At 38.5% G+C, this 26,057-nt stretch carries 28 protein-coding genes and 1 pseudogene; 14 read left to right on the forward strand and 15 right to left on the reverse strand.

Features of this window, described 5'->3' with window-relative positions:
• Positions 1 to 39: 39 nt before the first annotated feature.
• Complete coding sequence (locus WN948_RS12930) at positions 40 to 243, reverse strand: CDGSH iron-sulfur domain-containing protein (RefSeq protein WP_342304600.1); 204 nt, start codon at positions 241 to 243, stop codon at positions 40 to 42.
• Between the two features lie 211 nt (positions 244 to 454).
• Here WN948_RS12930 and WN948_RS12935 point away from each other — a divergent pair, with 211 nt between their 5' ends.
• Positions 455 to 1,651 carry an ammonium transporter gene (locus tag WN948_RS12935; RefSeq protein WP_342304601.1) on the forward strand — a complete coding sequence of 399 codons (1,197 nt, stop codon included), beginning with the start codon at positions 455 to 457 and terminating at the stop codon, positions 1,649 to 1,651.
• A gap of 10 nt (positions 1,652 to 1,661) precedes the next feature.
• Positions 1,662 to 1,997 (forward strand): P-II family nitrogen regulator, encoded by a 336-nt coding sequence (locus tag WN948_RS12940; RefSeq protein WP_342304602.1) that lies wholly within the window; start codon positions 1,662 to 1,664, stop codon positions 1,995 to 1,997.
• A gap of 122 nt (positions 1,998 to 2,119) precedes the next feature.
• Here the strand turns inward: WN948_RS12940 and WN948_RS12945 are convergent, their stop codons facing one another.
• Both WN948_RS12945 and WN948_RS12950 read right to left on the reverse strand, forming a co-directional pair.
• Positions 2,120 to 2,551 (reverse strand): hypothetical protein, encoded by a 432-nt coding sequence (locus WN948_RS12945; RefSeq protein WP_342304603.1) that lies wholly within the window; start codon positions 2,549 to 2,551, stop codon positions 2,120 to 2,122.
• 90 nt (positions 2,552 to 2,641) lie between these two features.
• Entirely contained in the window at positions 2,642 to 3,352 is a 711-nt protein-coding gene (locus tag WN948_RS12950) for a type 1 glutamine amidotransferase (protein ID WP_342304604.1), read from the reverse strand.
• 213 nt (positions 3,353 to 3,565) lie between these two features.
• Here WN948_RS12950 and WN948_RS12955 point away from each other — a divergent pair, with 213 nt between their 5' ends.
• Positions 3,566 to 5,611, forward strand: a complete 2,046-nt coding sequence (locus WN948_RS12955) for a methyl-accepting chemotaxis protein (RefSeq protein ID WP_342304605.1) — start codon at positions 3,566 to 3,568, stop codon at positions 5,609 to 5,611.
• A 36-nt stretch (positions 5,612 to 5,647) separates the two neighbouring features.
• On the opposite strand, the gene WN948_RS12960 is transcribed toward WN948_RS12955, so the two are convergent.
• On the reverse strand, positions 5,648 to 6,052 hold the full coding sequence (locus WN948_RS12960) for a phosphate-starvation-inducible PsiE family protein (protein ID WP_342304606.1): 405 nt from the start codon (positions 6,050 to 6,052) through the stop codon (positions 5,648 to 5,650).
• Positions 6,053 to 6,298: 246 nt separating this feature from the next.
• Between WN948_RS12960 and WN948_RS12965 the strand changes: the two genes are divergently transcribed.
• Positions 6,299 to 6,751: a hypothetical protein gene (locus WN948_RS12965; protein ID WP_342304607.1), complete on the forward strand. Its 453-nt coding sequence runs from the start codon at positions 6,299 to 6,301 to the stop codon at positions 6,749 to 6,751.
• Positions 6,752 to 6,754: 3 nt separating this feature from the next.
• On the opposite strand, the gene WN948_RS12970 is transcribed toward WN948_RS12965, so the two are convergent.
• The 6 genes and pseudogenes from WN948_RS12970 to WN948_RS12995 form a co-directional block, all read right to left on the reverse strand.
• Entirely contained in the window at positions 6,755 to 7,738 is a 984-nt protein-coding gene (locus WN948_RS12970) for a DMT family transporter (protein WP_342304608.1), read from the reverse strand.
• Between the two features lie 348 nt (positions 7,739 to 8,086).
• A complete protein-coding gene (locus tag WN948_RS12975) occupies positions 8,087 to 8,941 on the reverse strand; it encodes a GNAT family N-acetyltransferase (RefSeq protein WP_342304609.1) in 855 nt (284 codons plus the stop codon).
• 687 nt (positions 8,942 to 9,628) lie between these two features.
• Positions 9,629 to 9,871: a DUF2769 domain-containing protein gene (locus WN948_RS12980; protein WP_342306483.1), complete on the reverse strand. Its 243-nt coding sequence runs from the start codon at positions 9,869 to 9,871 to the stop codon at positions 9,629 to 9,631.
• 59 nt (positions 9,872 to 9,930) lie between these two features.
• On the reverse strand, positions 9,931 to 11,274 hold the full coding sequence (thrC, locus tag WN948_RS12985; protein ID WP_342304610.1) for a threonine synthase: 1,344 nt from the start codon (positions 11,272 to 11,274) through the stop codon (positions 9,931 to 9,933).
• 124 nt (positions 11,275 to 11,398) lie between these two features.
• Positions 11,399 to 11,632, reverse strand: coding sequence for a hypothetical protein (locus WN948_RS12990; RefSeq protein WP_342304611.1), 234 nt, complete (start codon positions 11,630 to 11,632; stop codon positions 11,399 to 11,401).
• 198 nt (positions 11,633 to 11,830) lie between these two features.
• Positions 11,831 to 13,286: pseudogene (locus tag WN948_RS12995) on the reverse strand (IS66 family transposase).
• 289 nt (positions 13,287 to 13,575) lie between these two features.
• Here WN948_RS12995 and WN948_RS13000 point away from each other — a divergent pair.
• Positions 13,576 to 14,391, forward strand: a complete 816-nt coding sequence (locus tag WN948_RS13000) for a UDP-2,3-diacylglucosamine diphosphatase (RefSeq protein WP_342304612.1) — start codon at positions 13,576 to 13,578, stop codon at positions 14,389 to 14,391.
• 274 nt (positions 14,392 to 14,665) lie between these two features.
• On the opposite strand, the gene WN948_RS13005 is transcribed toward WN948_RS13000, so the two are convergent.
• From WN948_RS13005 to WN948_RS13015, 3 genes are all read right to left on the reverse strand, one after another.
• Positions 14,666 to 15,348, reverse strand: a protein-coding gene (locus WN948_RS13005; protein ID WP_342303728.1) for an IS1 family transposase whose coding sequence is annotated in 2 segments (ribosomal slippage) — positions 14,666 to 15,019 and positions 15,022 to 15,348 — 681 coding nt in all. Because the reading frame shifts where the segments join, the coding sequence is not laid out codon by codon here.
• 35 nt (positions 15,349 to 15,383) lie between these two features.
• A complete protein-coding gene (locus tag WN948_RS13010) occupies positions 15,384 to 16,103 on the reverse strand; it encodes an FAD-dependent oxidoreductase (protein ID WP_342304613.1) in 720 nt (239 codons plus the stop codon).
• A gap of 153 nt (positions 16,104 to 16,256) precedes the next feature.
• Positions 16,257 to 16,454 carry an MM0924 family protein gene (locus WN948_RS13015; RefSeq protein WP_342304614.1) on the reverse strand — a complete coding sequence of 66 codons (198 nt, stop codon included), beginning with the start codon at positions 16,452 to 16,454 and terminating at the stop codon, positions 16,257 to 16,259.
• Between the two features lie 166 nt (positions 16,455 to 16,620).
• Here WN948_RS13015 and hsp20 point away from each other — a divergent pair, with 166 nt between their 5' ends.
• The 5 genes from hsp20 (at position 16,621) to WN948_RS13040 (ending at position 22,464) form a co-directional block, all read left to right on the forward strand.
• A complete protein-coding gene (hsp20, locus tag WN948_RS13020) occupies positions 16,621 to 17,160 on the forward strand; it encodes an archaeal heat shock protein Hsp20 (RefSeq protein ID WP_342304615.1) in 540 nt (179 codons plus the stop codon).
• Positions 17,161 to 17,281: 121 nt separating this feature from the next.
• Positions 17,282 to 19,651 (forward strand): PAS domain S-box protein, encoded by a 2,370-nt coding sequence (locus WN948_RS13025; RefSeq protein WP_342304616.1) that lies wholly within the window; start codon positions 17,282 to 17,284, stop codon positions 19,649 to 19,651.
• A 170-nt stretch (positions 19,652 to 19,821) separates the two neighbouring features.
• Complete coding sequence (locus WN948_RS13030; protein WP_342304617.1) at positions 19,822 to 21,324, forward strand: homocysteine biosynthesis protein; 1,503 nt, start codon at positions 19,822 to 19,824, stop codon at positions 21,322 to 21,324.
• A 2-nt stretch (positions 21,325 to 21,326) separates the two neighbouring features.
• Positions 21,327 to 21,719, forward strand: coding sequence for a 4Fe-4S binding protein (locus WN948_RS13035; protein WP_342304618.1), 393 nt, complete (start codon positions 21,327 to 21,329; stop codon positions 21,717 to 21,719).
• Between the two features lie 31 nt (positions 21,720 to 21,750).
• Entirely contained in the window at positions 21,751 to 22,464 is a 714-nt protein-coding gene (locus tag WN948_RS13040) for a UPF0280 family protein (RefSeq protein WP_342304619.1), read from the forward strand.
• 16 nt (positions 22,465 to 22,480) lie between these two features.
• Here WN948_RS13040 and WN948_RS13045 read toward each other — a convergent pair whose 3' ends face one another.
• Positions 22,481 to 23,176 (reverse strand): AIM24 family protein, encoded by a 696-nt coding sequence (locus WN948_RS13045; protein WP_342306484.1) that lies wholly within the window; start codon positions 23,174 to 23,176, stop codon positions 22,481 to 22,483.
• Positions 23,177 to 23,346: 170 nt separating this feature from the next.
• Between WN948_RS13045 and WN948_RS13050 the strand changes: the two genes are divergently transcribed.
• From WN948_RS13050 to WN948_RS13060, 3 genes are read left to right on the forward strand one after another with little or no spacing between them, the layout of a single operon-like run.
• Entirely contained in the window at positions 23,347 to 23,595 is a 249-nt protein-coding gene (locus tag WN948_RS13050; RefSeq protein WP_342304620.1) for a thioredoxin family protein, read from the forward strand.
• A 5-nt stretch (positions 23,596 to 23,600) separates the two neighbouring features.
• Positions 23,601 to 24,518: a thioredoxin-disulfide reductase gene (trxB, locus tag WN948_RS13055; protein WP_342304621.1), complete on the forward strand. Its 918-nt coding sequence runs from the start codon at positions 23,601 to 23,603 to the stop codon at positions 24,516 to 24,518.
• A 36-nt stretch (positions 24,519 to 24,554) separates the two neighbouring features.
• Positions 24,555 to 24,971, forward strand: a complete 417-nt coding sequence (locus WN948_RS13060; RefSeq protein ID WP_342304622.1) for a DUF2111 domain-containing protein — start codon at positions 24,555 to 24,557, stop codon at positions 24,969 to 24,971.
• 12 nt (positions 24,972 to 24,983) lie between these two features.
• Here the strand turns inward: WN948_RS13060 and WN948_RS13065 are convergent, their stop codons facing one another.
• The gene (locus WN948_RS13065; protein ID WP_342304623.1) at positions 24,984 to 25,193 is read right to left on the reverse strand and encodes a hypothetical protein; all 210 of its coding nucleotides are present in this window, start codon (positions 25,191 to 25,193) and stop codon (positions 24,984 to 24,986) included.
• 181 nt (positions 25,194 to 25,374) lie between these two features.
• Here WN948_RS13065 and WN948_RS13070 point away from each other — a divergent pair, with 181 nt between their 5' ends.
• A complete protein-coding gene (locus WN948_RS13070) occupies positions 25,375 to 25,950 on the forward strand; it encodes a TetR/AcrR family transcriptional regulator (RefSeq protein WP_342304624.1) in 576 nt (191 codons plus the stop codon).
• Positions 25,951 to 26,057 lie beyond the last annotated feature (107 nt).

Here is a 26,057-nt window from a genome sequence, read left to right on the forward strand (position 1 = left end):
ATCAGCCGTTTTTGAAGAAATGAATAAAAACGAAAATACTCAATTCTTTTCATCCTTGAAACCAATTTCAATGTGAGAGCCATCACAAAATGGCTTGTTCTTTGATGAACCACATCTGCAAAGTGCCATAGCAGGTTGTGTATCCAAATTCTCTCCTTTTGAGTTAACGAATGTGTTCACATTTTTGACGATATACGGCCCATCTTTGCTGACTTCAATAGATGTTTCTTCTTTTGTACTCATATTTAAACCCCAGTAAACATCGTATTTTCTGGATAAATACTTACCTAATAGATGAAAAAAGAATATTGTCCATAAGGTCAAAACAAAATATTTAAATAATATTACATAGGAAAAGGGAAGAATATTGCAGACATCCGTATTACGATATATAAATATAGGTGGAACTATGGAACAAACAATTGATCATAATTCAAAAAATCAGGTGATGTAATTGGTACTCGACACTGGAGATACAGCCTTTATTATCATCTGTACCGCCATGGTCATGCTTATGACCCCGGGAGTAGGACTCTTTTACGGCGGAATGGTGCGTAGTAAGAACATTATTTCTATGATAGCCATGTCTTTCGTGGCCTTTGCCATTGTAAGTATACAATGGGTTACAATCGGTTACACCCTTTCCTTTGGATCTGATATATCAGGATTCATAGGCGGCCTAGACCATTTATTCCTAGCAGGCGTTGGAATGGACGGCGACGGAATCCCTGATATGCTATTTATGGTATTTCAGCTGGTTTTCGCAGGAATCACATTGGCAATCCTTACATCAGGAGTTGCAGAACGTATCAAACTGAGCTCTTTTATTGTTCTCGGATTACTCTGGACAACCCTGGTCTATGACCCGCTTGCTCACTGGGCATGGGGAGGCGGCTGGGCCGGAGAGCTAGGTGCACTTGACTTTGCAGGTGGTACCGTAGTACACATAAGTTCAGGATTCGGTGCTCTGGCACTTGCACTTGTTATTGGTAACCGTGCAGGATTTGGCAAATACAGCATGGAGGCAGAGAATATTACAACAACCCTCCTTGGTGGATCACTCCTGTGGTTCGGTTGGTTTGCATTCAATGCAGGAAGTGCACTTGCAGCAGACGGACTTGCAGTCAATGCTCTTGTCGTAACCAACATCTCTGCAGCAGCCGGGGCACTTACCTGGATGGCAGCATCCTGGATAAAGGGCAAGCCAAGTTCACTGGGTCTTATCAGTGGAGGCGTTGCAGGTCTTGTAGCTATCACACCAGCTTCCGGTTTTGTCGGACCTATGGCTGCTATCATTATCGGTGGATTTGCCGGACTTCTCTGTTACGGAGCACTACTATTCCGTGTGCACAAGGGACTTGATGAAAGTCTTGATGCGTGGGCAATTCATGGAATGGGAGGACTCTGGGGAGCACTTGCAACCGGAATATTTGCAAGCGCAGCCATTGGCGGAGTTGACGGACTTATATATGGAAATACACATCAATTCTTTATACAGCTACTTGATGCTTCCGCTGCCATTATATACGCATTTGTAATGACCTATATACTTGCCAAGCTTGTGGACAAGGTAATGGGATTGCGTGTGACAGAAGAAGAAGAATATGTTGGACTTGATATATCCCAACATGGGGAATCTACTACAGCCTGAGGTGATGCGAATGAAAAGAGTAAAAGCAATTATCCGCCCGGAGATGCTGGAAGATGTAAAGGCCGCATTGGAAGAGAAAGGTTACTTTGCCATGACAGTTTATCAGGTTAAAGGACGTGGCGCACAGAAAGGTATTTGCCTCCAGTACAGAGGAAAACAGATCAAAGTGGACATGATACCTAAGACCGAGATAGAGATGGTCGTGGGCGATGAAGATGTCAGACCTATCATCGAGATCATAAGAGCAAGTGCAAGAACCGGTAAATTCGGTGATGGAAAGATTTTTGTATCCCCGATTGAGCTGGTAGCTGCAATTAGAAATGATGACGAGATAGTATCCGAATAATATGAGGGTAATTCCTCATATCTTCTTTTTTTCGCATTCTTTTTTTGTACAATATATTGAAGAATAATACTATATATTACATTGATGAACTGAACTCTTTATGAGAAAACTGGTATAGGGCTCTATTTGACATACCATTCCAACGGGACAACTATTTCGTCATCTTTTTTCTTTGCACCAAAAAGAGGAATCTCAAACTTTGTATCTTCAAGAAGAATGACTGAAAGACCACAGCCTCTACCTCTTGGAATGCATTGAATTACTTTTGCGCGAAAAGTGAGTTCTTCGCCCTCATTACCCCAAGAAGGAACTTTGATAGTAATAATATTGCCAATATTAGCAGGTAAACTATCTTCAAATTGAGAGATTTTCCTGTAGTCCAGTTCAAAGCCGGTCCCTTTAAGGTTGTTCTCAACATCCCGGCGGTTCAGGTCAAGTGCATCTGAAATATCCTCCAGAGAATATCCAGATTCATAGAGGAATTTAGTAGAACCTTTTTTCAAATAATCGAGGTCCGAGTATTTTAATGGACGAGTCTTGCACAATTGTCGCATAGATTCTAATTTATTCTTACCATTGCCCTCTTTGTCCAGAAAAAAACCTCCTTAAATGAACTTATTCTGACGATAGATATAAAAGTACTTTTAGTTTGCTTTACTCCCTATATTACTTTCAAACCAGTCAAGTATTGCAAACATCAGATCAGAAGATGACTTTATCAGATCATCCCTCCCACGTATCTCATGCTCTGATTGTATATACTTACCTTCCACGAAGTCAGAACTACAGTTTTCTATCAGGCTGTCTACACACTCTTCATTAACCTCTGGATGGAACTGCACTGCAAGCACATTGTCTCCGTAAATGAACCCTTGCTCCGGGCATGCTTCACTTTCAAACAGACGTTTTGCACCCTTTGGAAGACTGAAGGTATCACCATGCCACTGGAAAACAATAATTCCCTCAGAAATATGAAACAGAATATCATCTGCCTGAAATGCTTCAAGTGAACGAACTTTATGCCAGCCAATTTCCTTAAGTGGACTTTGTGACACTTTACCCTCCAATAATTCTGCTATCATCTGGGCTCCAAAACATATGCCATAAACGGCTTTGCCTGATTTGAGAACAGTTTTAACAAATTTCTTTTCCTCCTTTAACCATGGATATTCTTCTTCCTGATAGACACTCATCAAACCACCCATTATTATGAGCAGATCGAATTCATGTAACTGTGGGAAAACAGAATTTACGTATGGAGCAGTCACGGATATAGAATGACCTTTATTAAAGGCCCATTCTTTGATGTTACCAAGGGATTCGAATTCCAGATGTATCAGGCAACTAATTTTCATAATTATTCTATCTCAAATGGATTTTTTAAATTCTGTTGGTGTGTAGTGTAAATAATATGTGAATTTATGAATAAACAAGAACAGATTAGTACTTTACTGTTAAAAAATTAATATGGTGCGTAAATGAACAGAAAATATATAGAATTATTTATATAATATAGATAATAGATTGACGTATATTATATTAATTTTTTATCATTGTGGAAGGATAACATGAGATACAGAGACATCCCAATTGGACGTAAATTACTAATATTCACACTAATAGCTGCTATAGTACCCGTTCTTCTTGTAGGCACATATGCCTATGAACAAGCAGGCAACAGTATTTCACATGAGATACAAAATAAACTTGAAGAGCAGGTGCAAATAGAGAATGATTACATTGGCTCAACATTATCTCTTGCACAGGACAAAGTAAATAGTGATTTAGGAGTTGCAAGAGCCGCTTTTTATTCAAAGGGCACTCCAAAGATAGTTGACGAACAAATGGTACTTGGAGAAGACTATGTTATTAATAACAACTTTGAAATCGTTGATAACGTCAAAAATATGGTTGGTGGAACAGCTACCGTATTCCAGGTGCAAAATGAAGAGGCTGTAAGGATATCCACTAATGTAATAACTAACGAAGGGACAAGAGCAGTTGGTACTACTGTATCCCAACCAGTATATGATGCAGTTATCAATAAAGGAGAAACCTTCTATGGAAGAGCATGGGTTGTCAATGCATGGTACATGACAGCATATGAACCTATTGAAGATAATTCAGGAAATATAATAGGTATCCTTTATGTTGGTGTTTTGGAAGAGCCCTTCATCAATCATATAAAAGAGCATATAGGAGAACTTGTTGTCGGGAAAACAGGTTATCTATACATAATGGATACAGAAGGCAATCTGATACTGCATCCAAATAAAGAGGGCGAGAGCATCTATGAATATGATTTTGCGAAAGAAATGGTCGAAACCAAAGAAGGCTACCTCTCATACCAATGGGAAGGAAGAGAAAAGGTTGTAGCATATTCATATTACGAACCAAGAGAATGGATAGTAGCCTCAGGAAGCTACCTTGATGAATTCACAGAAGGAGTTCAATCCATAAGGAACACAATGATCGCAGCGATATTTATACTCATCATTGTAGGATTCTTTGCCGCCAGAAAATTCTCAAAATCAATTACAGATTCACTTGAAAAAATGATCACTGCCACCAATTCTATTGCAGAAGGAGACCTGACGGTTAACATCGAAAGTGATTCAGAGGACGAGATGGGACAATTATCATCTGCAATCGATCAGATGGCAAAAAACCTTAAAGATCTGGTTATAGAAATAGAACATAGTGCTAATAAAGTAACTGGAACTTCAAATATTATGTACACATCATCAATTGAAATGGAATCTGTAAGCAACCACATATCCCAGACAATTGGTGAAATAGCCAGTGGTGCTCAAGGACAATCCGTGAAAACAGAAAAAACATCACATGCAATGGCAGACATGACATATAATGTCCAGGAAATTGCTTCAAGTGCCCAGGTTGCTGCAGAAACTGCAACAAAGGCAAGTGAACTCATACAAGAAGTTGGAATCCAATCAGAGACACTTCTTAACCAGATGGATGAAATACAAAATTCTGCCGGACAATCTGCAAATGTGATAAGGGAACTGGATGTTAAGTCCAGAGAAATTGGTGAAATAGTCGAACTCATCACAAATGTTGCAGACCAGACCAACCTGCTAGCACTCAATGCTGCAATAGAAGCAGCCAGGGCAGGAGAACATGGCAGAGGATTCGCAGTTGTTGCCGATGAAGTAAGGAAACTTGCTGAGAACTCGGGAAACGCCGCACAACAGATATCAAAGCTAATCCTTGAGATTCAACAAAGGACAGAAGAAGCTGTCATAACCGTAGAGAAAGGAACTGGAACCATTGCAGGTGGTGCAAAAGCACTTCAGGATACCGTCGATGCTGTTAAGAAAATTGTAGAAGGTGGTGGGAAGGTTGCAGGTATGGCACAGGATATTGCAGCTGCTGCACAAGAGCAATCTGCATCGATTCAGGAAGTTACTGCATCCATGGAAGAAATGTCATCAATATCAGAGGCATCAGCTGCCGGAACAGAGGAAGTTTCTGCTGCTATTGAAGAACAAACATCATCCATGACAGAATTCACAGAATCTTCAAGGGAACTGTCTGAACTTGCAGATGGACTGAAAGCAAAGCTGGATAAATTCAAATTTGAAAGTGAATAAGAGCGTTCAATGAGCCTTCACTTTCCTCTTCTTTTTTTATTCTTTTTCATAATCAAGTGTGCACTTGAATTCTTTTTCAGAGCTTGTTATCAGATAATATGTTGCTGCAAGTGCAAGAATAAGCACACCCATACCTGCAAGGAACAGGGGTTCTGTACTTTTAATATCAATTATCATCACTTTTCTTACGATTGCAGTGACCCCTACAAGGATGATAACATCCACATTCATTAAAGATTCCGTGATTATCATTTTTACAGTTTCCAGTAACTCTATACCAATTATAACAAGGAAGAACAGACCAAATACATCCAGTATCTGATCCACACCGATTAAGAAAACAGGAGGGGTAATCAAATCCTTAAACACTATCCATCCAATTTCCAATGTAGCACTAAGGATAACAAGTGCCATCATCACGATAACTGTCTTTATGATCAATTTCTGAAACCTGTTAATATAATTGATTATCACATTATTCACCGATAAAAGCACTTAATTCATGATTAAGCGCTTGCATATAATCTATGGGATTATTGGTAATTTAGTAACAGCTTAATAAAGTACTTTTTCTTTTATTTTGAATACTTTTTGTATACACATACAGAAAAACATATATTTCGCAGCAAACATATGTGTAAATGGCAGGCAAATCTGACCAGTCTATATATGTGGGGGGAACAAAGATTGGTAGTTAGCATAAAATTATATGTATTCATTATTTTTATTCTTGTTCTGACATTATTATTTCCAAATATTATACCACAAGAACAGACATTTCATGAAGCTTTTGAAAATATAACAAGTATAAATAATGAAGCTATAGAACCTACTCCTGAACAGGAACCTCTTATGTCAATAATAGATGACACATCTACTGATGATGAAGAATCCGGTTGGTGGAAACATGACGGACACAGTATTGTAAGTTATGCATCGTCAGAAGGTGTGCAAAATATAATTAATGTAAATGAGTCTAACGAAAGATCAGACAACGATGAAGACTCGAACGAGGTATCTGAAGATGAAGAAGAGACAGATGAGGATAATGGGGATACAAATCAGGAAATACCAAAATTCCCAACCATATTGCTTCCATTCATGATTGCACTTTGCATAGCAATGTTCTTCAGGAAATAGATATTATTTCCTTAGTAGCCGTGAAGAATATATTGCAGGGATTTTTAATAATTTATTTCTGCCAATGATAGATATATAGGTCTTTGAACCTGCCACATGTGCAAGATTAAGATTTCCCGGCTCAAAAAGAAGGATGAATGCACCCAGGATTATAAGGAAGCACCCCTGAAGAGTATGCATAAATATAGGTTCGTGAAGGAACAGGAACCCGAAAAGAATACCACTTACAGGTTCAAGTAATGCAAGCACACTTACTGTTTGTGCCCGAATTTTTGCAACACTGTTGAGATAGAGCACCGAAGCAAAAGCTGTTGTTACCACCCCGAATAGAATAAGAGTTCGCAGATTCATAAAAAGTACGTCTGCCGGTACTTTGCTACCAAAAGGTAACAGAATCAGCAAGCTGATAAAAGTTGACCAGAACAACTGAGTGATACCTGAATATTCATCTTTGAGATAACTAACAGTCATGATCGTTCCACTGTAAGAAATACCAGACAGGACACCAAAAATTATACCCAGCAAAATATGAGCATCATATCCGGATGCTTTGCTTCCTGGTAGTATAACGATTAGAATCCCGGTTATTGAGATCAATAGGGAAAACATGCCACGTTTTGTAATCTTCTCTTTTAAAAAGAGAGGAGACAATAATGTAACGTACACTGGTGCTGTGTAAAGCAACAGGACGGCAATCGAAATACCTGCATACTTTATAGAACTGAAGTAAGTATAAAGGGTAAGAACATTAAAAATTGCAATTAAAAGGATATAAAGTTTCTTTTTGTCCAAATAAAGGATATTACACTTTTTAGTCAGTATACAGTAAGCTAATAGCATTATGAATCCAAAAATAAGCCTGTAAAAGATAATAGAACTTGTTTGCATACCACTAACATGTTTTATAAAGATTCCACTAGCTCCGAATATAGTACATGAGATTATAAGCTCTAAATAAGAGTATTTACTGCTTTTAATAGATATCATAAGGGCTATGCTGAAACAGCCCTATAATATATAAGCAAATCTGAAATAAAAAATCATTAACAAATCATATTGTAAAATATATTATAAGGATTTGGATAATACACAATTATTGAAAAAAGTAAGTAATTGAAAAAAAAAACGTAACTATTCAGCCTGGCACGATTTGCCTATTGGTACTGATTTCATCGAAATAGAGATGTCTGCTCACTAACAATCTAACAATCAAAAAAGCAATCAATAGCAACAATCAAAATAAATGATCCTAATGAAATTTACGTTTCAACTTTTTGTCAAGATTGTTATTGATAGCGTTTTTATCAGGCTGAATAGTTACAAAAAAACAATGAATCATCCTAATTCAAAACTGGTTACACCGAAAATATTGTTAATTGGAAGCATAGGAACATTTTTTGTATACATCCTTCCAGTTTCAAAAACTCTGGACATGCCATGGGATTGTACGATAGCCAGAGCATGAGTGTTAGGTTCAGGAACATCGAAGAACACAGGTGTTTCGCCAACTGTGGCCAGAAGACTGTTGAATATATTTCCTGCAATCTTAGGAGTTGAGGCAAATAACGGACCTATTTTCGATCCAGTGAAACATGGCCTTATAACACCGTATCCCATAATTGCACCAGAATCATCAAGTTTTGCAAATGCACTGCACCCTTTCTGGGAAATCCATGAACGCAGGAAATTCTCACGACGCGATGGAAAATGAAGGCTATCATAATCCACCAGAGCATCAAATGAGACGTGTGAAACCGGAATCATCCCCTCGGGTTCTGTACCTCCTCCAATGCCTTCGAACCTTATGTTACGATAGGCAAAAGTGAAACCAGACCTCTGCTGATATTTTTCCTGCATTTCTACTACCCCGTCACCACCAATGTTCCTATTGCCTGCATAGGACATTGCTTCATTAAAAAGTCTGCTTCCATAACCGTGGTTTCTGTATTCCGGTATCACAATATAAAAACCTGCAAATGCAAATCTGTCATCATAAACAACATTTGACATACAGCAGATTGGTTCTCCATCAAGTTCCCCTATAAAGAAACCGGAAGGATCAGTGGCATAAAAACACTCTGCATCATTCAACCCAGGATTCCAGCCTTCTTCTTCTGCCCATCTGATAGCCATATCAATATCCGAACGCCTCATTGTGCGGATCTGAAAATCCTCTGTTTTATCCACCATATAACACCTAATAATCATTATAAAAATATAATCATAGATAAAACTTAGCAGGAATTTTGTACATATTGATGAACTTCGAACTATGGTCCTTAAAAAAACTACTAAAAAAGAATCATATTCATGATTTGAATAGGCACTTGGATGCCGAAGAGCTCTATAGAATAAAATATATCGAAATTAAAAAAGTGACGATGCAGTATAATTATAAACTGAAATAGTTTTCCTGCAAAAGCAGGAAAACATATTATTGACAATAACCCCATTGGCAATAATGTTGACAATAACCCCGAGCCCTTCCGAGAATTTCGGAACGACTTACCCTAATCCGCTCATACTCCACTTCCCACTAAAGTCCCACTTTAAACTCGCTCATACTCCTTTGCTTCATCCTTCCAATTTTTGGAAAGGTGGGTATTTTTCGTTTTTCAGATACCGAGAGGGAAGGTATCGTACCCACAATTCCATGCAATCCAATTCCGTTTTTCCAGAGGAAATTTGGATGAAATCCATATCGTACCACCGTATGGGGCATTTCATTTGAGGCATTTTCTGTCTGGCAGATCTTGCCACAATTAATACTACATTATACTACTATATTAATATATCTACACTTGGATATATAATGATTATGATAATGATGAGGTGATTATTAAATAAAAAATCAAAAGCAACAAGCAGAATAAATAATTATTCCAGGCAAAAGTACTCACCTTTTAGAGCAAATTTGTGATATATATAGCACTCAGAACACATACACCCTTTTTTCTGCGTGCCAGGATATACACCTTTAGAACAAAACATGAAGACACCATATCCAGGATATGATGGACATCTTGGACAATTACAACCTTTGGAATGATGATAGGAGGTACATATACCGAAATATTTACCATGACTTTTTGATGAACATGAGTCTTCCCCTGTCGTAATAACACCCCACTAATAGATGAAAATTAAAAATCAATATAAGGAAACTAAAGAAGAAAAGCTCAGATGAGCTTTTCCTGAAGATACTTCTTAAAACCGGAATAATCCGTACTAAGATAATCCATATACTCCTCCTTCCCTTCTACCTCTTTCAGGCTTTGTGGAAGTTCGGGCTCAACTCCCGTTTCGTTCTTTACATGTTCAGGGAACTTAGCAGGATCTGCTGTTTCCAGAGTGACTGCAAGCGTATTATCACCTGTTTGGGATCTGAATTCGAGCAGGCCTTTTACACCGACTGCACCATGAGGCTCGATAAGTATGCCATATTGTTCATATATTTCTTTTATTGTAGCTTTGGTCTCGCTGTCCGTGACAGAACCAGAGTAGATATCATTCCTAAGACTTTCCATGTCAGGCTCTTTGCTGATATTCCCAATCTCATCCATCTCACCACCATAGATAGCGATAAGTCTCGCAAGATTACTGGGATGACCTACATTCATTGCATTAGATAGACAGTTCTTTGATGGAACTATCTTCTCGTAGTCACCAGTTCTCAGGAAGTGTGGCACTTCATCGTTTTCATTCACAGAAGCAATTATCTTCTTTACAGGTATGCCCATTGTCCTTGCCAGAATACAGCCCATCATATTACCAAAGTTACCTGATGGAATGGAAAATATGATTTCTTCCGGGTAGTCCCTGAGCTTTGCATAGGCATAGATATAGTAGATTGATTGAGGAACCAGACGACCAATGTTTATGGAGTTGGCTGATGAAAGGTTGAGATGTTTGAGATCCACGTCTGCAAATGCCTGCTTTACCATTGCCTGACAGTCATCGAACTTACCGTCAATCGAGATGGCAGTAATGTTTCCATTAAGAGTGGTCATCTGCTTGCGCTGACGATCTGAGACCTCATCTGTGGGGAAGAGCACGATGACCTTTATATTGTCAAGACCATAGAATGCGTGTGCAACAGCGCTTCCGGTATCACCGGAAGTTGCTGTAAGGATTGTCAGACTTTTATTATCTTTGCTAAGATAATACTGCATGAGCCTTGCCATCATGCGAGCTGCGAAGTCCTTGAAGGATGCAGTTGGTCCCCTGTCAAGCCTCATGATGTATGTCTGCTCGTCAACTTCCTCAAGAGGAACTTCATAGTTGTAAGCATCATAGATGATGGCTTTCAGTGATTTGTCATCTACCTCACCTTCAAGAACCTTGTTCAGTACCCTGTATGCAATTTCAGGATACGACACATCCTTGAAGGAGTCAATCTCTTCTTTTGAGAAGGTCGGAAGGCTTTTTGGCATGTAAAGCCCTCTGTCCGGTGCAAGCCCGGTTATAAGGGCCTCCTGAAAGCTTACTTCCGGTGCCTTAAGATTTGTGCTATAGAGTTTCATTGTAATCAGGAATTCAGTTGATGTGTATTAGTATTAGTATAAAGTAAATGATGACCTTTAAAGGATAAATAAGTATGAATAACTTGCCATCCATCCGCGATCAGATATTCAAACCAGATTATTTTTAATGAGAGAGTCTGCCCATTGGTTCAAAAGGTGCAGCCTCATTATGCTCAGCAAATAATAGTTCCTGATCCACGGACTTGAGACGCAACATGATACCATCTCCGTGGACACCTGCAAACATATTACCTTTAACGAAGTGGACAGTGGTTCTAAACATTTTTCTAAATTCCACATCAAAGTCTGCAAGTACATCTGCAAGCAAGATTGTCAGCTCTTCAGACGGTTTTTCCATGTCATAAATTTTCGTCACCAATCAATTCAAAATGTTGTTTAAGGACTAATTAGCCCCATTTTCAATCGATATTAATTGTATTTAATGCTAATGTCAGGGCAATGTCAAACATATAAGAAAATCCCATACTCTATCCATACATGAATCGTAACTATTCAGCCTAGCCCACTTCCACCAAGCTGATTTCTTCATCCACGATCAATTCTGCAACTTTGGAACAAATGAATTGCCATAAAATATTGCACTAATTGCATCGATAACAGATTCAGAATTCTTATTAACAGTAGACACGTATCCTCTTATACGGCAGAAATTTTTTGCACCCTGTTCACTGCGGAAAGTACCTGATATCTTCTGCTGTACTTTCGTCATTCTGATATCTCTTTCAGCCTGATTGTTATCAAACGGAACGTTTTGGTCGTACATAAATCGTAAGATATCCTCTTTATGGCCAATAAACCTATCCAGCAAATTCTTTACCGTGGTCTGCTTCTTACGTCCTCGTTTTTTAGACCGCACATTTGATTCCGGATCAGGAGGATTTTCATTCACTCCTAAACAAGTTATGTGATCATAATCCTCACTGAACCTTTGAATTAGCTCAGTATCTAAAAGATCATTATCAACATGATGTTTAATGCATATCAAGAGATCACTCATTATCTTTGGCCACTGTTGATCCCTGTTTTCGGAAGCTCCAGTTAACTCTCGTAATAAATGTGCATTACATAATGAATGTTGACATTCATATTTGTTGTACGGTTTCCAAAAATCATGTGTTGCAACACCAGTGTAACCTGGTAATATGCCCATAGCATCCATTGCTTCTGAGCCCCCTTTTGCGATGTGCAAAATAATAGGTCAGTTTGTCTGTACCTGCCACATGAAGCCAATTACGAACTGCATTTATTCTCATTCCTGTTTCATCCAGATTGATGACAGGAGATTCTTTCAGGAGATGTTTCACTGTATTTTCAAAAGCTCCAAGCTTCTCAAAACAACTACGTTCCGTGTTCACCAAAGTAGCAGGACTTATCTTGCATCCCAAAATATCAGAGAACAACTTGGTAACACGCTGATAAGGAAGTAATTGGTAAGTGTGCAAATAAACTGCAAATGACTTAACTCGATGACCGTATTGAGTCGGCTGAGTTACACCATCTGGAAAAAGAGCTTTGTTTACATGAGAACATTTGGGACATGTTTTAATCTCGCAACGATGTTCAATGCAATTGATAGTTATAGGAGGAATGTCAAAGACCTGTCTTCTTTCATAGTCAGAGGGAACAGAAGCTAACGATCTCCCACAATTGACGCATTGATTAACAGGATGAACAATAACTTCATCCGGATCATCATTTATTCTTAATGTAGTACCAGGATGACCGTTTTGACCACCTACATGCTTATTGGTCTTTTTTCTTTGACTTTTAAGGGTTGGTTTATTCCGTGCATAAGAATCAGTAGAAGGTGGTTTGCTACTGTTGCGACTATTCTTTTCAAGCATTTCTTCCAAATGCCTGACACGCTCTTCAAGTTGTGCAATTTGGAGAGATTGATGTTCAATTATCCCAAGTAATCGAGTTACAAGTTCTACTACTGCTTCTGGACCAGCTTCATAAACTGCAAGTATTTCTTCGCGGTCTATACAAATCCCCTCAGATTGATAGACGTTTTTTATGATATTTTACTGAATATTTTTTAACACATAGAATGAAGCCATAGTATATTGTTTTTTGCATCATTAAAACAGTCAGGCTGAATAGTTACCATGAATCAAAACATAATTAAAACAAGTAACAATGTTTCGAAATAATGTTCCCAATGTTATTTGCGTTATTATACACTAATATTATAATTAGTAGCATTATTGCAATTAATTACCAGAATTTTAATAAATGAAATCAAGTTGCTTAGTAAGGAAATCAAAAGGCGGGGGTTTAATGTCAATCGTAGTCGTTTCAGATGTACATCTTGGTATGAAAGAAGCTAATACAGATAAATTTGTAGAGTTCCTGAATTTTTTAAAAACCAAAAATGTTGAGCATTTGGTTCTTCTGGGAGATATAATAGACATATGGAGAAGGGACTTCACAAAGGCAGTCATTGAGTGTTCGGAATCATTGACACTTTTAAATGATATGAAAGGTAAAACCGAAGTTCATTACATTGTTGGCAATCATGACTATTATTTGCTACGTCTTAGCGAACTTTTAGGTGAAAACTTCCCATTCGAAATTAAAAAATCGACTGTAATTAAAAGTAAAGATCAAGACTTCTTCTTTTTTCATGGATATCAGCTGGAAGTACTGTGCAATCCATACTATAAATCGATGAAAACATACGAAACCTTTAGCGAACACATGTGTCTGGCAGGAGATGATGCAGGCAATGCTGCCGATAAACTATGGAAAAGCATACAGACACATAGCTCTCTGTGGGATAGTTTGAAGAAATTCCCCGAGAATCCCCATGCTGCTCTTAAATCAATGATGGAGCCACCCGAAACAAGAATCAGAAACTTCCATAAACATAATGTTATTAAGCCAATCGAAGAACTTGCGGAAGCAAAAACCAGGCATTTTCTGTTAAGTATACGTCCTGAACAGTATTTGATATACGGCCATACTCACCATCCATATGTTGAAGAGGAAAATAAAGTGGCGAATACAGGAAGTTGGGGGTTTGGTGAGAAAAAGAAGTTAGATTATATCGAGATTACCGATGATGTGGTGATTTTAAAGGAATTTACCGGGTAAGATCTCTAATTTTTTACTAACTAACCACTGTTCCTTATTTTTCTTTTTTCCCGGCTTAATAAGCAAATTCCCCATTATTCTGAATAGAACTTTTTCAGTAACCATGCAATGTTTAAAGCAAAATTTTGCCTTTGCAGTAAAAAAATCAGATTTTCTCATCTAAAAAATGATATAGTATAAATAGATTCACACCTATACATTCTTCAGACCCATACTATGCAAATATTTAGCTTTTTTATGAGATGCGCAGAACATGAAAAAAACGTTGGCATTGTTAATTAAACATAGCTAGTTCTTTATTCCTATATTTCATCAAGAGCAAAACGGAGATTTTTAGCATTTCAAGACTTTTAGTATAACACTTTGACTTTCTCCTTAGTCTTGCCAGGAAATGCCTAAATATGCTGTTGTATCCTTCAACAGTATATGTTTCTGCTTTTGATCGAGTATGGATGTTTCTGGGGACTAACTTGGCATATGCCCTCCAATAATCCGTCATTACTTCCCCAACCTCTTTTGTCTTTAACTTTTTCCAGAGTTTTTGTCCTGTTTTTGTTCCTCTGCTGCCAAAAGAGCAATCGATGAATTTCTTCCCATATCTATCAACAGCAATCCATATCCAGCAGTAGTTTTTTTATTCCCAATATAAGTATGCATCTCGTCCAATTCCACAACAGAAATCTCATTTTCACTTTTTAGATCCTCTAATTCACTACCAAATTTTCGAATCCATTTTTGAACAGAAACATGACTAACGCCCAAAAAACGTCCAATTGAACGAAATCCCAACCCCTCCAGATAGAGTTGTAAAGCCTGTCGCTTAACAGATACGGGGCTAGCGGTGGATTTTATATCTACTGAATAGTTGTATCCACAATCATGGCATTTGTAGCGTTGTCGACCATCAATCCTACCGTTCTTCTTATGACTGGAACTCTTACACTTTGGACAATTCATATATAAAAAGAGGCCATCATATTATATAACGATGTTTAATTACCAAAGCCCTTTTTTTCTATTTTTATAAGTTTCTGACTTGTAATGATTCTGATTCCTGCTTTTTCTGATGCTTTTATCAGCATGTTCACAAGGTCAGTGTCAAATGTCTTGAGGATATTCTCTCCTCTGTGGATTATCGTAACGTCTGCACCTGCTCTTGCAGCTATGTGTGCAAATTCAAATGAAATATAGCCGGCACCTACAAAGATCATCTTCTTAGGGAATTCTTTCATATCAAGGAACTCATCACTGGTTGTGATAAGTTCTGCTCCGGGTATATCAATGGGCTTTGATCTTGCTCCGACAGTTACAAGGATGTACTTCGAAGATATGAGTTTGTCTCCGATAGCCAGTGTGTTCCTGTCATGAAAACTCACTTTACCGTGATAGGTATCTATCCCTGCATCACTGAATGCTTTTTCTTTAGGACTTGTTAAGGAGTGAACCAGTTCATCCTTAAAATCTATCAACTCAGGCCATTGAAGATAATTATTACACTTTATACCTTTATTTTCCATCCTCTTACCGGAAGCCACTATATCGGCAGCACCACTAAGTATCTTCTTTGGAATGCATCCATGAAATGCACAGATTCCTCCGTACTTATCCTTGTCTGCAATGGCAACTTTCATTCCTGCATTGTTGAGTTTGTATGCAAGTGAAGAACCTGCAACTCCGGTACCTATTACAAAAGCATCATATTCTATATCCATTGATATATTCCCCAGTAGCTGGTTTTTTCGTTATTGAATTGCATCATATTATAAATATTATAGAAGTATAGTCTGCTCATCTTTGAACATCTGATGAAAATATCGTAAATTTGCAACTAAGGTTGCAGCTTGAAAAAGTGGGTCAATAATACTTCAGACATCATCGGGATTTTGGTCCGGCTGGACAGTAATTATCTTGCTAATGGAAATGTGTGAATAGCGTCGGTCTGTTATCTCAAGAGTAAGGACTCCATCGTTGCAAGCTTTTACATTCCCTCTGAATGTAAGTATTCCCCCACAATAGACGGAAACATCTTTTCCCATAAAATTCTCAAGAATAAATGATTGCATTTCCATCACTATCAACTATTGATAATATATTGATTATTTTTCATATAAGTATTGATTGATATTGTTGTCTAATCCTGATTTTAAATTCCGTTTCCCAAAAGGATGAAATAGTTGCCAAAAGATAAATAGTGCCAATCCCATCTAGCTACCAAAGCGGTGATTACCAATGGCTGACAAAAGAAGAAAACGAGGTTTTTTTGATGATATCTTTGATGAAGGTAACTTTGGTGATATAGAGGATATCATAGAACACATGATGGACAAGTTCGGTATCAACCTCGATGATTTTGAAACACAACCCTTCTTCTACGGATTTTCTGTGTCCAGACATCCCGGTGAAGAACCAGAGATCAGGGAATTTGGGAACGTCTTTCCCGATGGTGATGAAAATGATGAATTGGAGTCTGTAAAACAACAGTTCAGGGTAAATGAAAGAAAGCCTTTGATAGATGTTTTTGAAATAGATGGGAAAATCCATGTTATGGCAGAGCTTCCTGACGTGGAAAAGGAAGACATTAATCTGGATGTTACTGAAACATTGCTTAAACTGGATGCGCAGACTGAATTAATATCTTATTCAGAAAGTATCGAACTTCCTTCAAGTGTGGATCCTGATACTGCAAAGGCAACATATCTTAATGGTGTCCTCGAAGTTGTTATGGATATGAAAGAGTTAGGATTAGCTCGCTCAGTTCACATTGATTAATTACTCTTCTTCTACTTTTTTAATCATTTATATTTACTTATTTGTTTTATACCAACATGTATATATGTATTACATATAACTATTATTTAGTTTTGCAGAGTATGTAGTTGTGGGGGTAAAAATGTCTGCTAATTCAAGGGAGATGGATAGCAATAACTTTGTTCTACCAGAAATGTTGCAGTATGTTCATTCAGATGTATTTTCTAAGCTTGATATAGGAATTCTTTGTCTGGATAAAAATGACAAGGTTCTTTATTCTAATGAAGTCTTTCAGTTCCTTACAGGAACTAACGATGCAGATGTCATAGGAAATAATCTGAACCATCTGTCTTCAACAATTATGAAAAATTACTCATCTTTGTTCGATTGTATACTTTCGGCAAAAAAGCTGGAAGATTTCAATAAAAAAGATCCTGTAAAAATAGTAACCCATGATGGTTGCCTGAAGTATTTTACCTGTGATATCATTCCATCTTTTGAGAATGAGGGTCGTTTTAATGGCATGATGTGTCTTCTCAAAGATGAAACGGTTAAAACAGTTTGTTCAAATAAATCTTTTTTTGGACGTGATGGACTGGATGTCTCACATCTTCCGTTCGTATCATTTCTATGGAAAGGAGATGATTCATGGTCTGTAGAATATGTATCGGATAATGTAGTTCAATTTGGTTATGGCCCTGATGATTTCAAATCCGGAAAACTCTCGTATGTAGACATTGTACATCCAGATTATCTGGGAAGTGTCAGAAGTGCAATTGATCAATGTGCCGGGAATAATTTTTCTAAAGAGTACATGCTTTTAACCGCAAACGGAGAATCTCGGTGGGTTCTTGAAAAGTCATATGCTATTCGTGATAAATATAAGAACATAACTCATTTCCACGGTATTATTCTTGATATTGATGAAAGGAAAAGATTTGAACAGGAACTTAAGAGTACTAACCTTCAACAAAGTTCTCTCTCAGAACTTGGGGAAAAAGCTCTTTCCTGCAGTGATATAAATGATCTGATGAACTATACTGTGGAGCTTATAGCAAATACTCTCGATGTGAAGTATGGAACTATAATGGAAAAGCTTTCAGACGGACGTTTTCTCCTGAGGTATGGATACGGGTGGAGTGATTGGGGTATTGGTTCTGTTGTCGTAGACAAAAACGAAGGTTCACAGGCAGGTTACACAGTATTTACCGGCAAACCAGTTATCATTGACGATTTGAGTAGTGAAATACGCTTTAAAGTACCACGTTTTCTCCATGAACAAGAGGTTGTTAGTGGAGCCAGTGTTATAATCGGAAGCAAGAACGAACCTTTCGGAATATTATGTGTCCATACAGATATAAAGAAAAAATTTTCAGAACATGAAATTAATTTCCTTCAGTCTGTTTCATCCATACTCGCCGATACTATTAGATTGCGGGAGTCATTCAGCTCTTTGGAATTATATAAGAAACTGATGAACCAGTCTACTGATTATATCATGGTTCTTGATGCGGTATCCAAGAAGTTTATCTATCTAAGTGACCGAATATTTCAGAGTCTTGGTTACTCTGAATCTGAAATAATGGCTCAGAATATCTTTGAGCCGGATTGTTTCATAAAAGGACTCAATATGCATGATGTTACCAGTAAAGTAGTTGATAAAGGTTCATTATTGCTAGAGTCTGAGTTTATGCGAAAAAATGGAACATCCTTTCCTGTGGATATAAGTTTTGCATTTGTGGAGAATGAAGATAGTACATATATGGTGTTGATAGGGCGAGATATAAGTGAAAGGCGAGCATTTGAAAAAGCCATTAAGGAGCACTCAAATCAATTGGAATACTCCAATGAGCTCAAAGACATGTTTGCTGATGTTACAAGCCACGATCTTACAAGTTCAGTTTCCATAATAGAAGGATTTGTTGAATATCTGTCTGAAATTGAAGATGATGATGGAAAAAAGCATCTTCTTGGTAATATTAATAAAGCTACTGAAAAATTAAAGAAGACAATAGAATATGCTTCCGTTTTCGCAAAAATGAATTGTTCAACAGATATGGTTACCCAGAAGTTGGATCTTCGGTGGTTTTTTAGTAATTCTATGGCAAGACTTCACGATAAAGTTATGGCTAGTAATATTGAAGTTGTACTGAACTCTCCTGAGTCCTGTCCTGCCCGTGTAAATCCAATTTTGGATGAGGTATTTTTCAATCTGATGTCAAATGCCATAAAATACTCACCAGAGGGTAGTGAGGTAATTGTGGATATAACTGAGGCAGGTAACAAATGGAAGGTCAGTGTATCTGATGTTGGTCAGGGTATCTCTGATGAAGATAAACTAAGTATATTTGGCAGATTCAAAAGGGCAGGATCTTCCTCTATTCAAGGAAAAGGTCTTGGACTTTCAATCGCTAAAATGGCATTGAAGTGTCATGGGGAAGAACTTCATGTTATTGATAATAAGGTAGGTAAAGGCAGTACTTTTTGGTTTACTGTAAAGGTGTATGATTAGTTTGAAAAAGTAGCATGATAAATTTAGAATGACAACTTTTATTAAGAACTGCAATTATATTCAATGTCTGTTATTTCTGTGTATTCCTGAATATGTTCTTTCAAAGTCAAATTACCACAAGTAATATATAGTTGCCAAAAAATTACTTTCTGGTATTAGAGGTATATCGAATGGTCAAAAAAACAATTCATGAAATCAACGGTAGGATAAGAGATGGAAGTGTCAATGTAGTCACTGCCGAAGAAATGGTTCACATCGTGGATGAACTTGGGGCAGAAGGTGCTGCAAAGGAAGTTGACGTTGTAACTACCGGTACGTTCGGTGCTATGTGTTCATCAGGTGTTTGGTTGAATTTTGGTCATTCGGAACCTCCTATAAAGATGCAAAAGGTATTTTTGAACGATGTGGAAGCTTACACGGGTGTTGCTGCTGTGGATGCTTTTATCGGGGCGACGCAGGTATCCGAGTCACTGGGTATGGAATACGGTGGAGCTCATGTGATGGAGGATCTGATAAGAGGGAAGTCTGTCCACCTTCATGCGACCTCACATGGAACTGATTGTTATCCTCGGAAAGTGCTTGATACAACTTTGTCTCTTGAAGACATGAATCAAGCCATAATGATGAATCCTCGTAATGCATATCAGAAATACAATGCTGCAACAAATGGTACAAAGGGCACGATACACACTTATATGGGCTCATTGCTCCCTTCATTTGGAAATGTCACCTATTCCGGTGCAGGAGTCCTCTCACCTCTATCCAACGATCCTGATTACATGACCATAGGTTCCGGAACCAGAATATTCCTGGGAGGTACCCAGGGGTATATAGTAGGCCAGGGAACTCAGCATTCTTCAGGAGGCGGTTTTGGAACTCTTATGGTTCAGGGAGACCTTAAGCATATGAATCCTGATTACATAAGAGCTGCAAATTTCACCGGATATGGTACTTCCCTTTATGTTGGAATGGGTATTCCAATCCCTGTCTTAAATGAACAGATCGCACAGGCTACAGCTGTAACTGATGCTGGTGTCACTACAAAGATTTTAGATTATGGTATTCCCAGCAGGGACAGGTCTGCAGTGCGCGATGTAACTTATGAAGAACTGCGCAGTGGACATGTTGAGATAAACGGACGTGATGTTCCTACATCTTCTCTGTCAAGTTTCAAGAAATCAAGAATAATTGCATCTGAACTCAAGGAATGGATCTCCAAAGGTGACTTCTTTGTGTCAATGCCTGTTGAAAGGCTTCCAAAGGATATATCTGCAAAACCGATGAAACAAACTGAAGGTATAGCACTTGTTTCTGATATCATGGCAGTTAGTGTTGTAACAATTACTAAGGGTGCAAGTGTTTACGATGCGGCAAAGATCATAATGGATACTGATTTTAACCATCTTCCTGTTGTCAGTGCTGATGGTACCCTTGCCGGTGTCGTCACTGCCTGGGATATTTCAAAAGCCGTTTCCCAGAACAAGTTCGATCTTGTGGAAGATATAATGACTCGTAAGGTCATAGTGGCAAGTGCTGATGAAAGGGTCGCGGTTGTTGCAAGGAGGATGGATCAGGATTCAGTTTCCGCAATGCCAGTGATAAATAAGGACAAACACATCGTTGGTATGATAACAAGTGATGATATCAGCAAATTGTATGCCAGGAGGTCATAAATGTGAAGATCAAGATCAATATTTCAAGTGATATAATCACAAAGCCCATTATGGCAGAGTCGATACTTGAGACAGGAGTCCTGCTGAACATCTCCCAGGCACATTTTGACCGTTCTTGCGGTGAGGTCGTCGCTGATGTGGATGAAGACAAATTTGACCAAATGTGCAAATCATTGACCAGCAAAGGGGCTAAGGTCACAAAATTGAATGTTCCTATCAAGTGGGACGAAAATGAATGTGTGGAATGCGGTGCATGCATGTCCGTATGCCCGACCAAAGTATTCTCAATGGATGATGCGTTCAGTTTACTTGTGGACGAATCAAAATGTATCCAGTGCGGAACCTGTGTTGATATGTGTCCTCACAATGCACTGTCACTTGGAAACAACAGGTGATACATCTTTTTTCTTTTTTTAATATTTTACCATGAAAGAATATTTCAGGTTGAAAGAAACCATTGTAACGATTCAGGCCGACACTTCCTCTCACATAGAGGTAGCTCGTGAAGCCATAAGGGTGCATCGCAGGGAGTTGGAATCGTATATTTCTTCAGACCAGTTCTTCCAGAGTACTCTGGAAGCATATGACCTGGATGATGATTTTCCCGAAGTTGTGAGGAGAATGGTTGAAGCCGGAAACGCAATGGGTATAGGTCCCATGAGTGCCGTTGCCGGTACTATCTCTGCCCTTGCAGTTGAAGCTATGGTAAATGCAGGTGCAAGTTTTGCAATGGTGGATAATGGCGGGGATATAGCTATCACCAATGACCGTCCGGTGCTAATGGGTATTTATGCCGGTAATTCTCCTTTGAAAGACCTCGGTTTTGTAATCGAGCCCCGGGATTCCATAACAGGTGTGTGCACTTCTTCAGGTAGTGTCGGTCCTTCTATAAGTTTTGGGATGGCTGATGCAGCCGTTGTTTTCTCCGATAATGTCTCGTTGGCAGATTCGGCAGCCACAGCTCTTGGAAATAACACAGAGGTTGGAAAAGAAGCTGTTGAGCTTTCATTTGATGCGGTGAAAAATGTTACAGGAATAAAAGGTGCTATTGTTATTCAGGGGGAGTATATGGGATTCTGGGGTGATGTGCCTGAGATTCAAAGAGCTGATGTCAGATATGAGTGTATCACAAAAGGCTAAAAAATAAAAAGAATGATTATGCCACCGGAGCGACATAAGGTACTTCTTCATATGGCTGTATCACAACAAAACCTTCTCCCTTAAATGCCATTTGTACACTTTCACCGCTTGACCTGCCCACAAAGGTCTTCAGGGAAATATCTGTTTTAATATCTGGTATCAGGTTTCCAGACCATGCAACAGTTGCGTTTGGATCAGTGAATACTGGTTGGTCATTTGTTACCATGAGGGTCAGAGGATCATAGTGGGTTGTAATAGCCACCATTCCGGTACCTTCCAGTTTAACGTTGAAAAGTCCGCCTGCCATCATGCCCCCTATCTTTTTCATCATTTTGATATCCCAGTTGATGCTCTCTTCAAAAGCAAGTAGGTCATTACCATTTACGTATATTGACTCGTTGTTCAGGTTCAGTATGGATATCTTCTTTCCACTATCTGCCAGGTATACCTTTCCGTTGCCTTCTGCTTTTGTAAGGGAAACTCCTTCTCCGGTCACGGCTTTTTTCATGAATTTTCCAAGGCCGTGTTCAAGCACTCCTTCCCTTGTGAATTTCACATCCCCACGGTATGCAACCATTGCTCCTCTTTTCATCCATATTCTTCCGCTCAGGTTTACTTCCAGCATCCTGTCACGTTCAAGCTCGAATTTACCCTGTCCAAGGTCTTTTTGACCTGTGCTTCTTACAAATTCATCAATAGAATATCTTGAAATATCAATTCCTCCTTCATTATAAATATTGTTTATTAGTCATATACTTTTTCAAAAGCACATTCGCTTATATAAACCTGGTTAACAGTGTAAATTAACTTTTTACAGTCATTAATTTGATATACTCTACTAACTAATAGAATAATGACCAATAAAAAGGAGTGTGGAATAATATGGTAAAGGTTACTTTAGTTCATTCTGAATGGTGTCATTTTTGTCCGACTGCAAAGAAAATGTGGCGTGACTTGAAAGAACAGTGTGATTTTGAGTACGAGGAAGTAGAATTGGACACTCCTGAAGGAAAGGAGCTTGCAAAAAAGTTCAATATCCGTTCAATACCTACAACGATCATTGATGACAAGGTTGCCTTTGTGGGAGTTCCTGACAAAGAAAAGACCAGCAATGTTTGTGATGATAGTTGATCAGCATGCACGATCTTATTATCATAGGAGGGGGTCCTGCAGGACTAACTGCAGCTATATATGCTGTCCGGTATGGTCTTGATACAATTGTACTTGAAAAGAACGTAGTTCCAGGCCAGATATCCACAGCTGACAGGGTAGAGAACTATCCGGGTTTTTCCTCGATATCAGGGATGGAACTGATGCAGAAATTCAAGGAACATGCAGAAAACACAGGAGTGAATGTAGAGGTCACTGGTGTGAAGACAGTCAGGGATGAAGTTGACCGGAAAGTTGTCGTAACAGATGATGGCGAACTTGAAGCTCTTGCAGTGATAGTTGCAACCGGTGCAAATCCAAGACATCTTGGAGTTCCCGGTGAGGACGAATTTCTGACAAAAGGAGTTTCATATTGTGCTACATGCGATGGTCCATTCTACGGAGGTCTGGAAGTGATTGTAGTCGGTGGCGGTGAATCTGCTGTTACAGATGCTCTCATTCTTTCGGATATTGCAAGTAAAGTTTATGTGGTCCACAGGCGCGATGAGCTAAGGGCATGTTCCATACTTCAGAAAAGGGTATTTGACAAAGAGAATATAACTTTCATATGGGACACTGTAGTAGAGGAAATAAAAGGCAAGGAACTCGTTGAAAAGGTTATCCTGAAAAATGTAAAGACGGATGAAACGACTGAAATGAACATTGATGGTATTTTCATTTATGTGGGTATCGATCCCAATACATCAATGGTGGATGTTAAGAAGATAGATGCAGGTTTTATTGAGACTGATGAGCGGATGGAGAGTTCTGTTAGTGGGATATTTGCTGCAGGTGATTGCCGGCGAACTTCAATGTGGCAGGTTGTCACAGCTGTTTCAGATGGTGCTGTAGCAGCCATATCTGCTCACGAATATATTACATCTGCAAAATTTGATAGATCATAATATTATCAATTCAATTAACGAGGTGAGCTTAAAATTATGTGCGATGAAGAATCTAACAGTGTCATTTGCCTGAAAATATGCCCTGATTCCACGGCTGACGACCTGGAACCGATAGCAATTGCAGTGCATACTCTTCTAGGGATTCCAATAACTATTCGCAGTCTCAATTTCAGGGGAATTCGAATGGAGCGGGGCTTGATAATTGACCGGGAATACACAGGTCCGATTCTGGAAGAGGTTATCCGGACGAACAGCATGATCAGGACTGTGCCCAAAGACGGTGTATACAGGGGAAAGTCAGTTGTAGTTACTCCTATAAGGACTATTCAGGGAGAAGCCATTGGCGCAATAGGTGTTGTGGACCTTGTAGCAGCTCTTGACATACTTTCTATGTTCAGAGAATACCCTGGGATAGTTGATGAAGTGGAAGAATCAAGAAGAAAAATGAAGTGATTTGCTCATTTCTTAAAATTCTTTCATTTTCTGTATCTTGATTGCTTTAGTTACTATAAAGGCTACAATTGATATTGCTACTGCAAGAAGTATTACCATCAGCACGTTTCCGTTTTCCGCTGCCTTCATAAGGCTGTAGAAAAGAAAAGCACTCAAAACCATGCCTATTACCAGCAATACTGCTGTTGGCATGCTGTATATTTTCCCAAGTGGTCCTTCCATAGAATTCAACAACACCTGATTCATATTATAGTTTTCTATTCATTCTCTGTTCTATTCAGAGGTCATAGATTTTTCCTTAATATTTAATATTTATGATAGTTGGAAGGTGGGCCATAAAGTATTTATATAAAACTCTACTCTAATACACAAATGACTATTCAGTCAATGATAGAGATAATTCATGAAAGAAAAGATTGAAGACAAAAAAACAGCACTTCTGCAAGCGGCCCTGAGACTCTTTACTGAAAGAGGTTTCCAAGGTACATCCACTGCCCTGATTTCAAAAGAAGCAGGCGTAGCCACTGGCACGTTATTCAATTACTTCCCTACTAAAGAGGATCTCATCAATGGTTTGTATTTTGATGTGAAGGGTAAATTAAGCCGCAGTATGGGGGAAGAACTCCAGACACAGAGTACCTTTCATGATAAATTCAAGAAGATCTGGTATAATATGATCGAATGGGGAATCAACAATCAGGATGATTTTCTTTTTGTAGGCCAGTTCTGTTCATCTCCTTACATAACAAACTACACGCGTGAAGTAGTCATGAAAGAATATGTCTTCCTTCACGATCTTGTGAAAGAAGGAATAGCAAATGGTGATATCAGGGATTATTCTGCAGAACTGGTCATTGCAATGTTCTATCAGTCCAGCAGGACGGTAGTGAACTTTATCCTTGATTCTGAAGTTCAAGACAAAGAGAAGGTTATAGAAAATGGATTCCAAATCGTCTGGGATGGGCTGGCCAAAAAATAATATTTTTTCGCCACATAAGTGATTGATTAGTCAATCAAAGCAATTATATACTAACAAGCATATCTATAAATGACTACTCAGTCATTTGCAAGGTCACCTTTAACAAT

Source organism: Methanolobus sp. ZRKC5, from assembly GCF_038446525.1.
Classification (GTDB): Archaea; Halobacteriota; Methanosarcinia; order Methanosarcinales; family Methanosarcinaceae; genus Methanolobus.

What these genes read in the sequence shown, in the direction of transcription:
- WN948_RS13070 (WP_342304624.1), top strand. Translation starts at nt 25,375, where the DNA reads ATGAAAGAAAAGATTGAAGACAAAAAAACAGCACTTCTGCAAGCGGCC.
- WN948_RS13025 (WP_342304616.1), top strand. Translation starts at nt 17,282, where the DNA reads ATGTCTGCTAATTCAAGGGAGATGGATAGCAATAACTTTGTTCTACCA.
- WN948_RS12955 (WP_342304605.1), top strand. Translation starts at nt 3,566, where the DNA reads ATGAGATACAGAGACATCCCAATTGGACGTAAATTACTAATATTCACA.
- WN948_RS13050 (WP_342304620.1), top strand. Translation starts at nt 23,347, where the DNA reads ATGGTAAAGGTTACTTTAGTTCATTCTGAATGGTGTCATTTTTGTCCG.
- trxB (WP_342304621.1), top strand. Translation starts at nt 23,601, where the DNA reads ATGCACGATCTTATTATCATAGGAGGGGGTCCTGCAGGACTAACTGCA.
- WN948_RS13060 (WP_342304622.1), top strand. Translation starts at nt 24,555, where the DNA reads ATGTGCGATGAAGAATCTAACAGTGTCATTTGCCTGAAAATATGCCCT.
- WN948_RS13065 (WP_342304623.1), bottom strand. Translation starts at nt 25,193, where the DNA reads ATGGAAGGACCACTTGGGAAAATATACAGCATGCCAACAGCAGTATTG.
- WN948_RS13040 (WP_342304619.1), top strand. Translation starts at nt 21,751, where the DNA reads ATGAAAGAATATTTCAGGTTGAAAGAAACCATTGTAACGATTCAGGCC.
- WN948_RS12975 (WP_342304609.1), bottom strand. Translation starts at nt 8,941, where the DNA reads ATGGTGGATAAAACAGAGGATTTTCAGATCCGCACAATGAGGCGTTCG.
- WN948_RS12950 (WP_342304604.1), bottom strand. Translation starts at nt 3,352, where the DNA reads ATGAAAATTAGTTGCCTGATACATCTGGAATTCGAATCCCTTGGTAAC.
- WN948_RS12945 (WP_342304603.1), bottom strand. Translation starts at nt 2,551, where the DNA reads ATGCGACAATTGTGCAAGACTCGTCCATTAAAATACTCGGACCTCGAT.
- thrC (WP_342304610.1), bottom strand. Translation starts at nt 11,274, where the DNA reads ATGAAACTCTATAGCACAAATCTTAAGGCACCGGAAGTAAGCTTTCAG.
- WN948_RS12970 (WP_342304608.1), bottom strand. Translation starts at nt 7,738, where the DNA reads ATGATATCTATTAAAAGCAGTAAATACTCTTATTTAGAGCTTATAATC.
- hsp20 (WP_342304615.1), top strand. Translation starts at nt 16,621, where the DNA reads ATGGCTGACAAAAGAAGAAAACGAGGTTTTTTTGATGATATCTTTGAT.
- WN948_RS12930 (WP_342304600.1), bottom strand. Translation starts at nt 243, where the DNA reads ATGAGTACAAAAGAAGAAACATCTATTGAAGTCAGCAAAGATGGGCCG.
- WN948_RS13000 (WP_342304612.1), top strand. Translation starts at nt 13,576, where the DNA reads ATGTCAATCGTAGTCGTTTCAGATGTACATCTTGGTATGAAAGAAGCT.
- WN948_RS13015 (WP_342304614.1), bottom strand. Translation starts at nt 16,454, where the DNA reads ATGCAATCATTTATTCTTGAGAATTTTATGGGAAAAGATGTTTCCGTC.
- WN948_RS12940 (WP_342304602.1), top strand. Translation starts at nt 1,662, where the DNA reads ATGAAAAGAGTAAAAGCAATTATCCGCCCGGAGATGCTGGAAGATGTA.
- WN948_RS12990 (WP_342304611.1), bottom strand. Translation starts at nt 11,632, where the DNA reads ATGGAAAAACCGTCTGAAGAGCTGACAATCTTGCTTGCAGATGTACTT.
- WN948_RS13030 (WP_342304617.1), top strand. Translation starts at nt 19,822, where the DNA reads ATGGTCAAAAAAACAATTCATGAAATCAACGGTAGGATAAGAGATGGA.
- WN948_RS13010 (WP_342304613.1), bottom strand. Translation starts at nt 16,103, where the DNA reads ATGGATATAGAATATGATGCTTTTGTAATAGGTACCGGAGTTGCAGGT.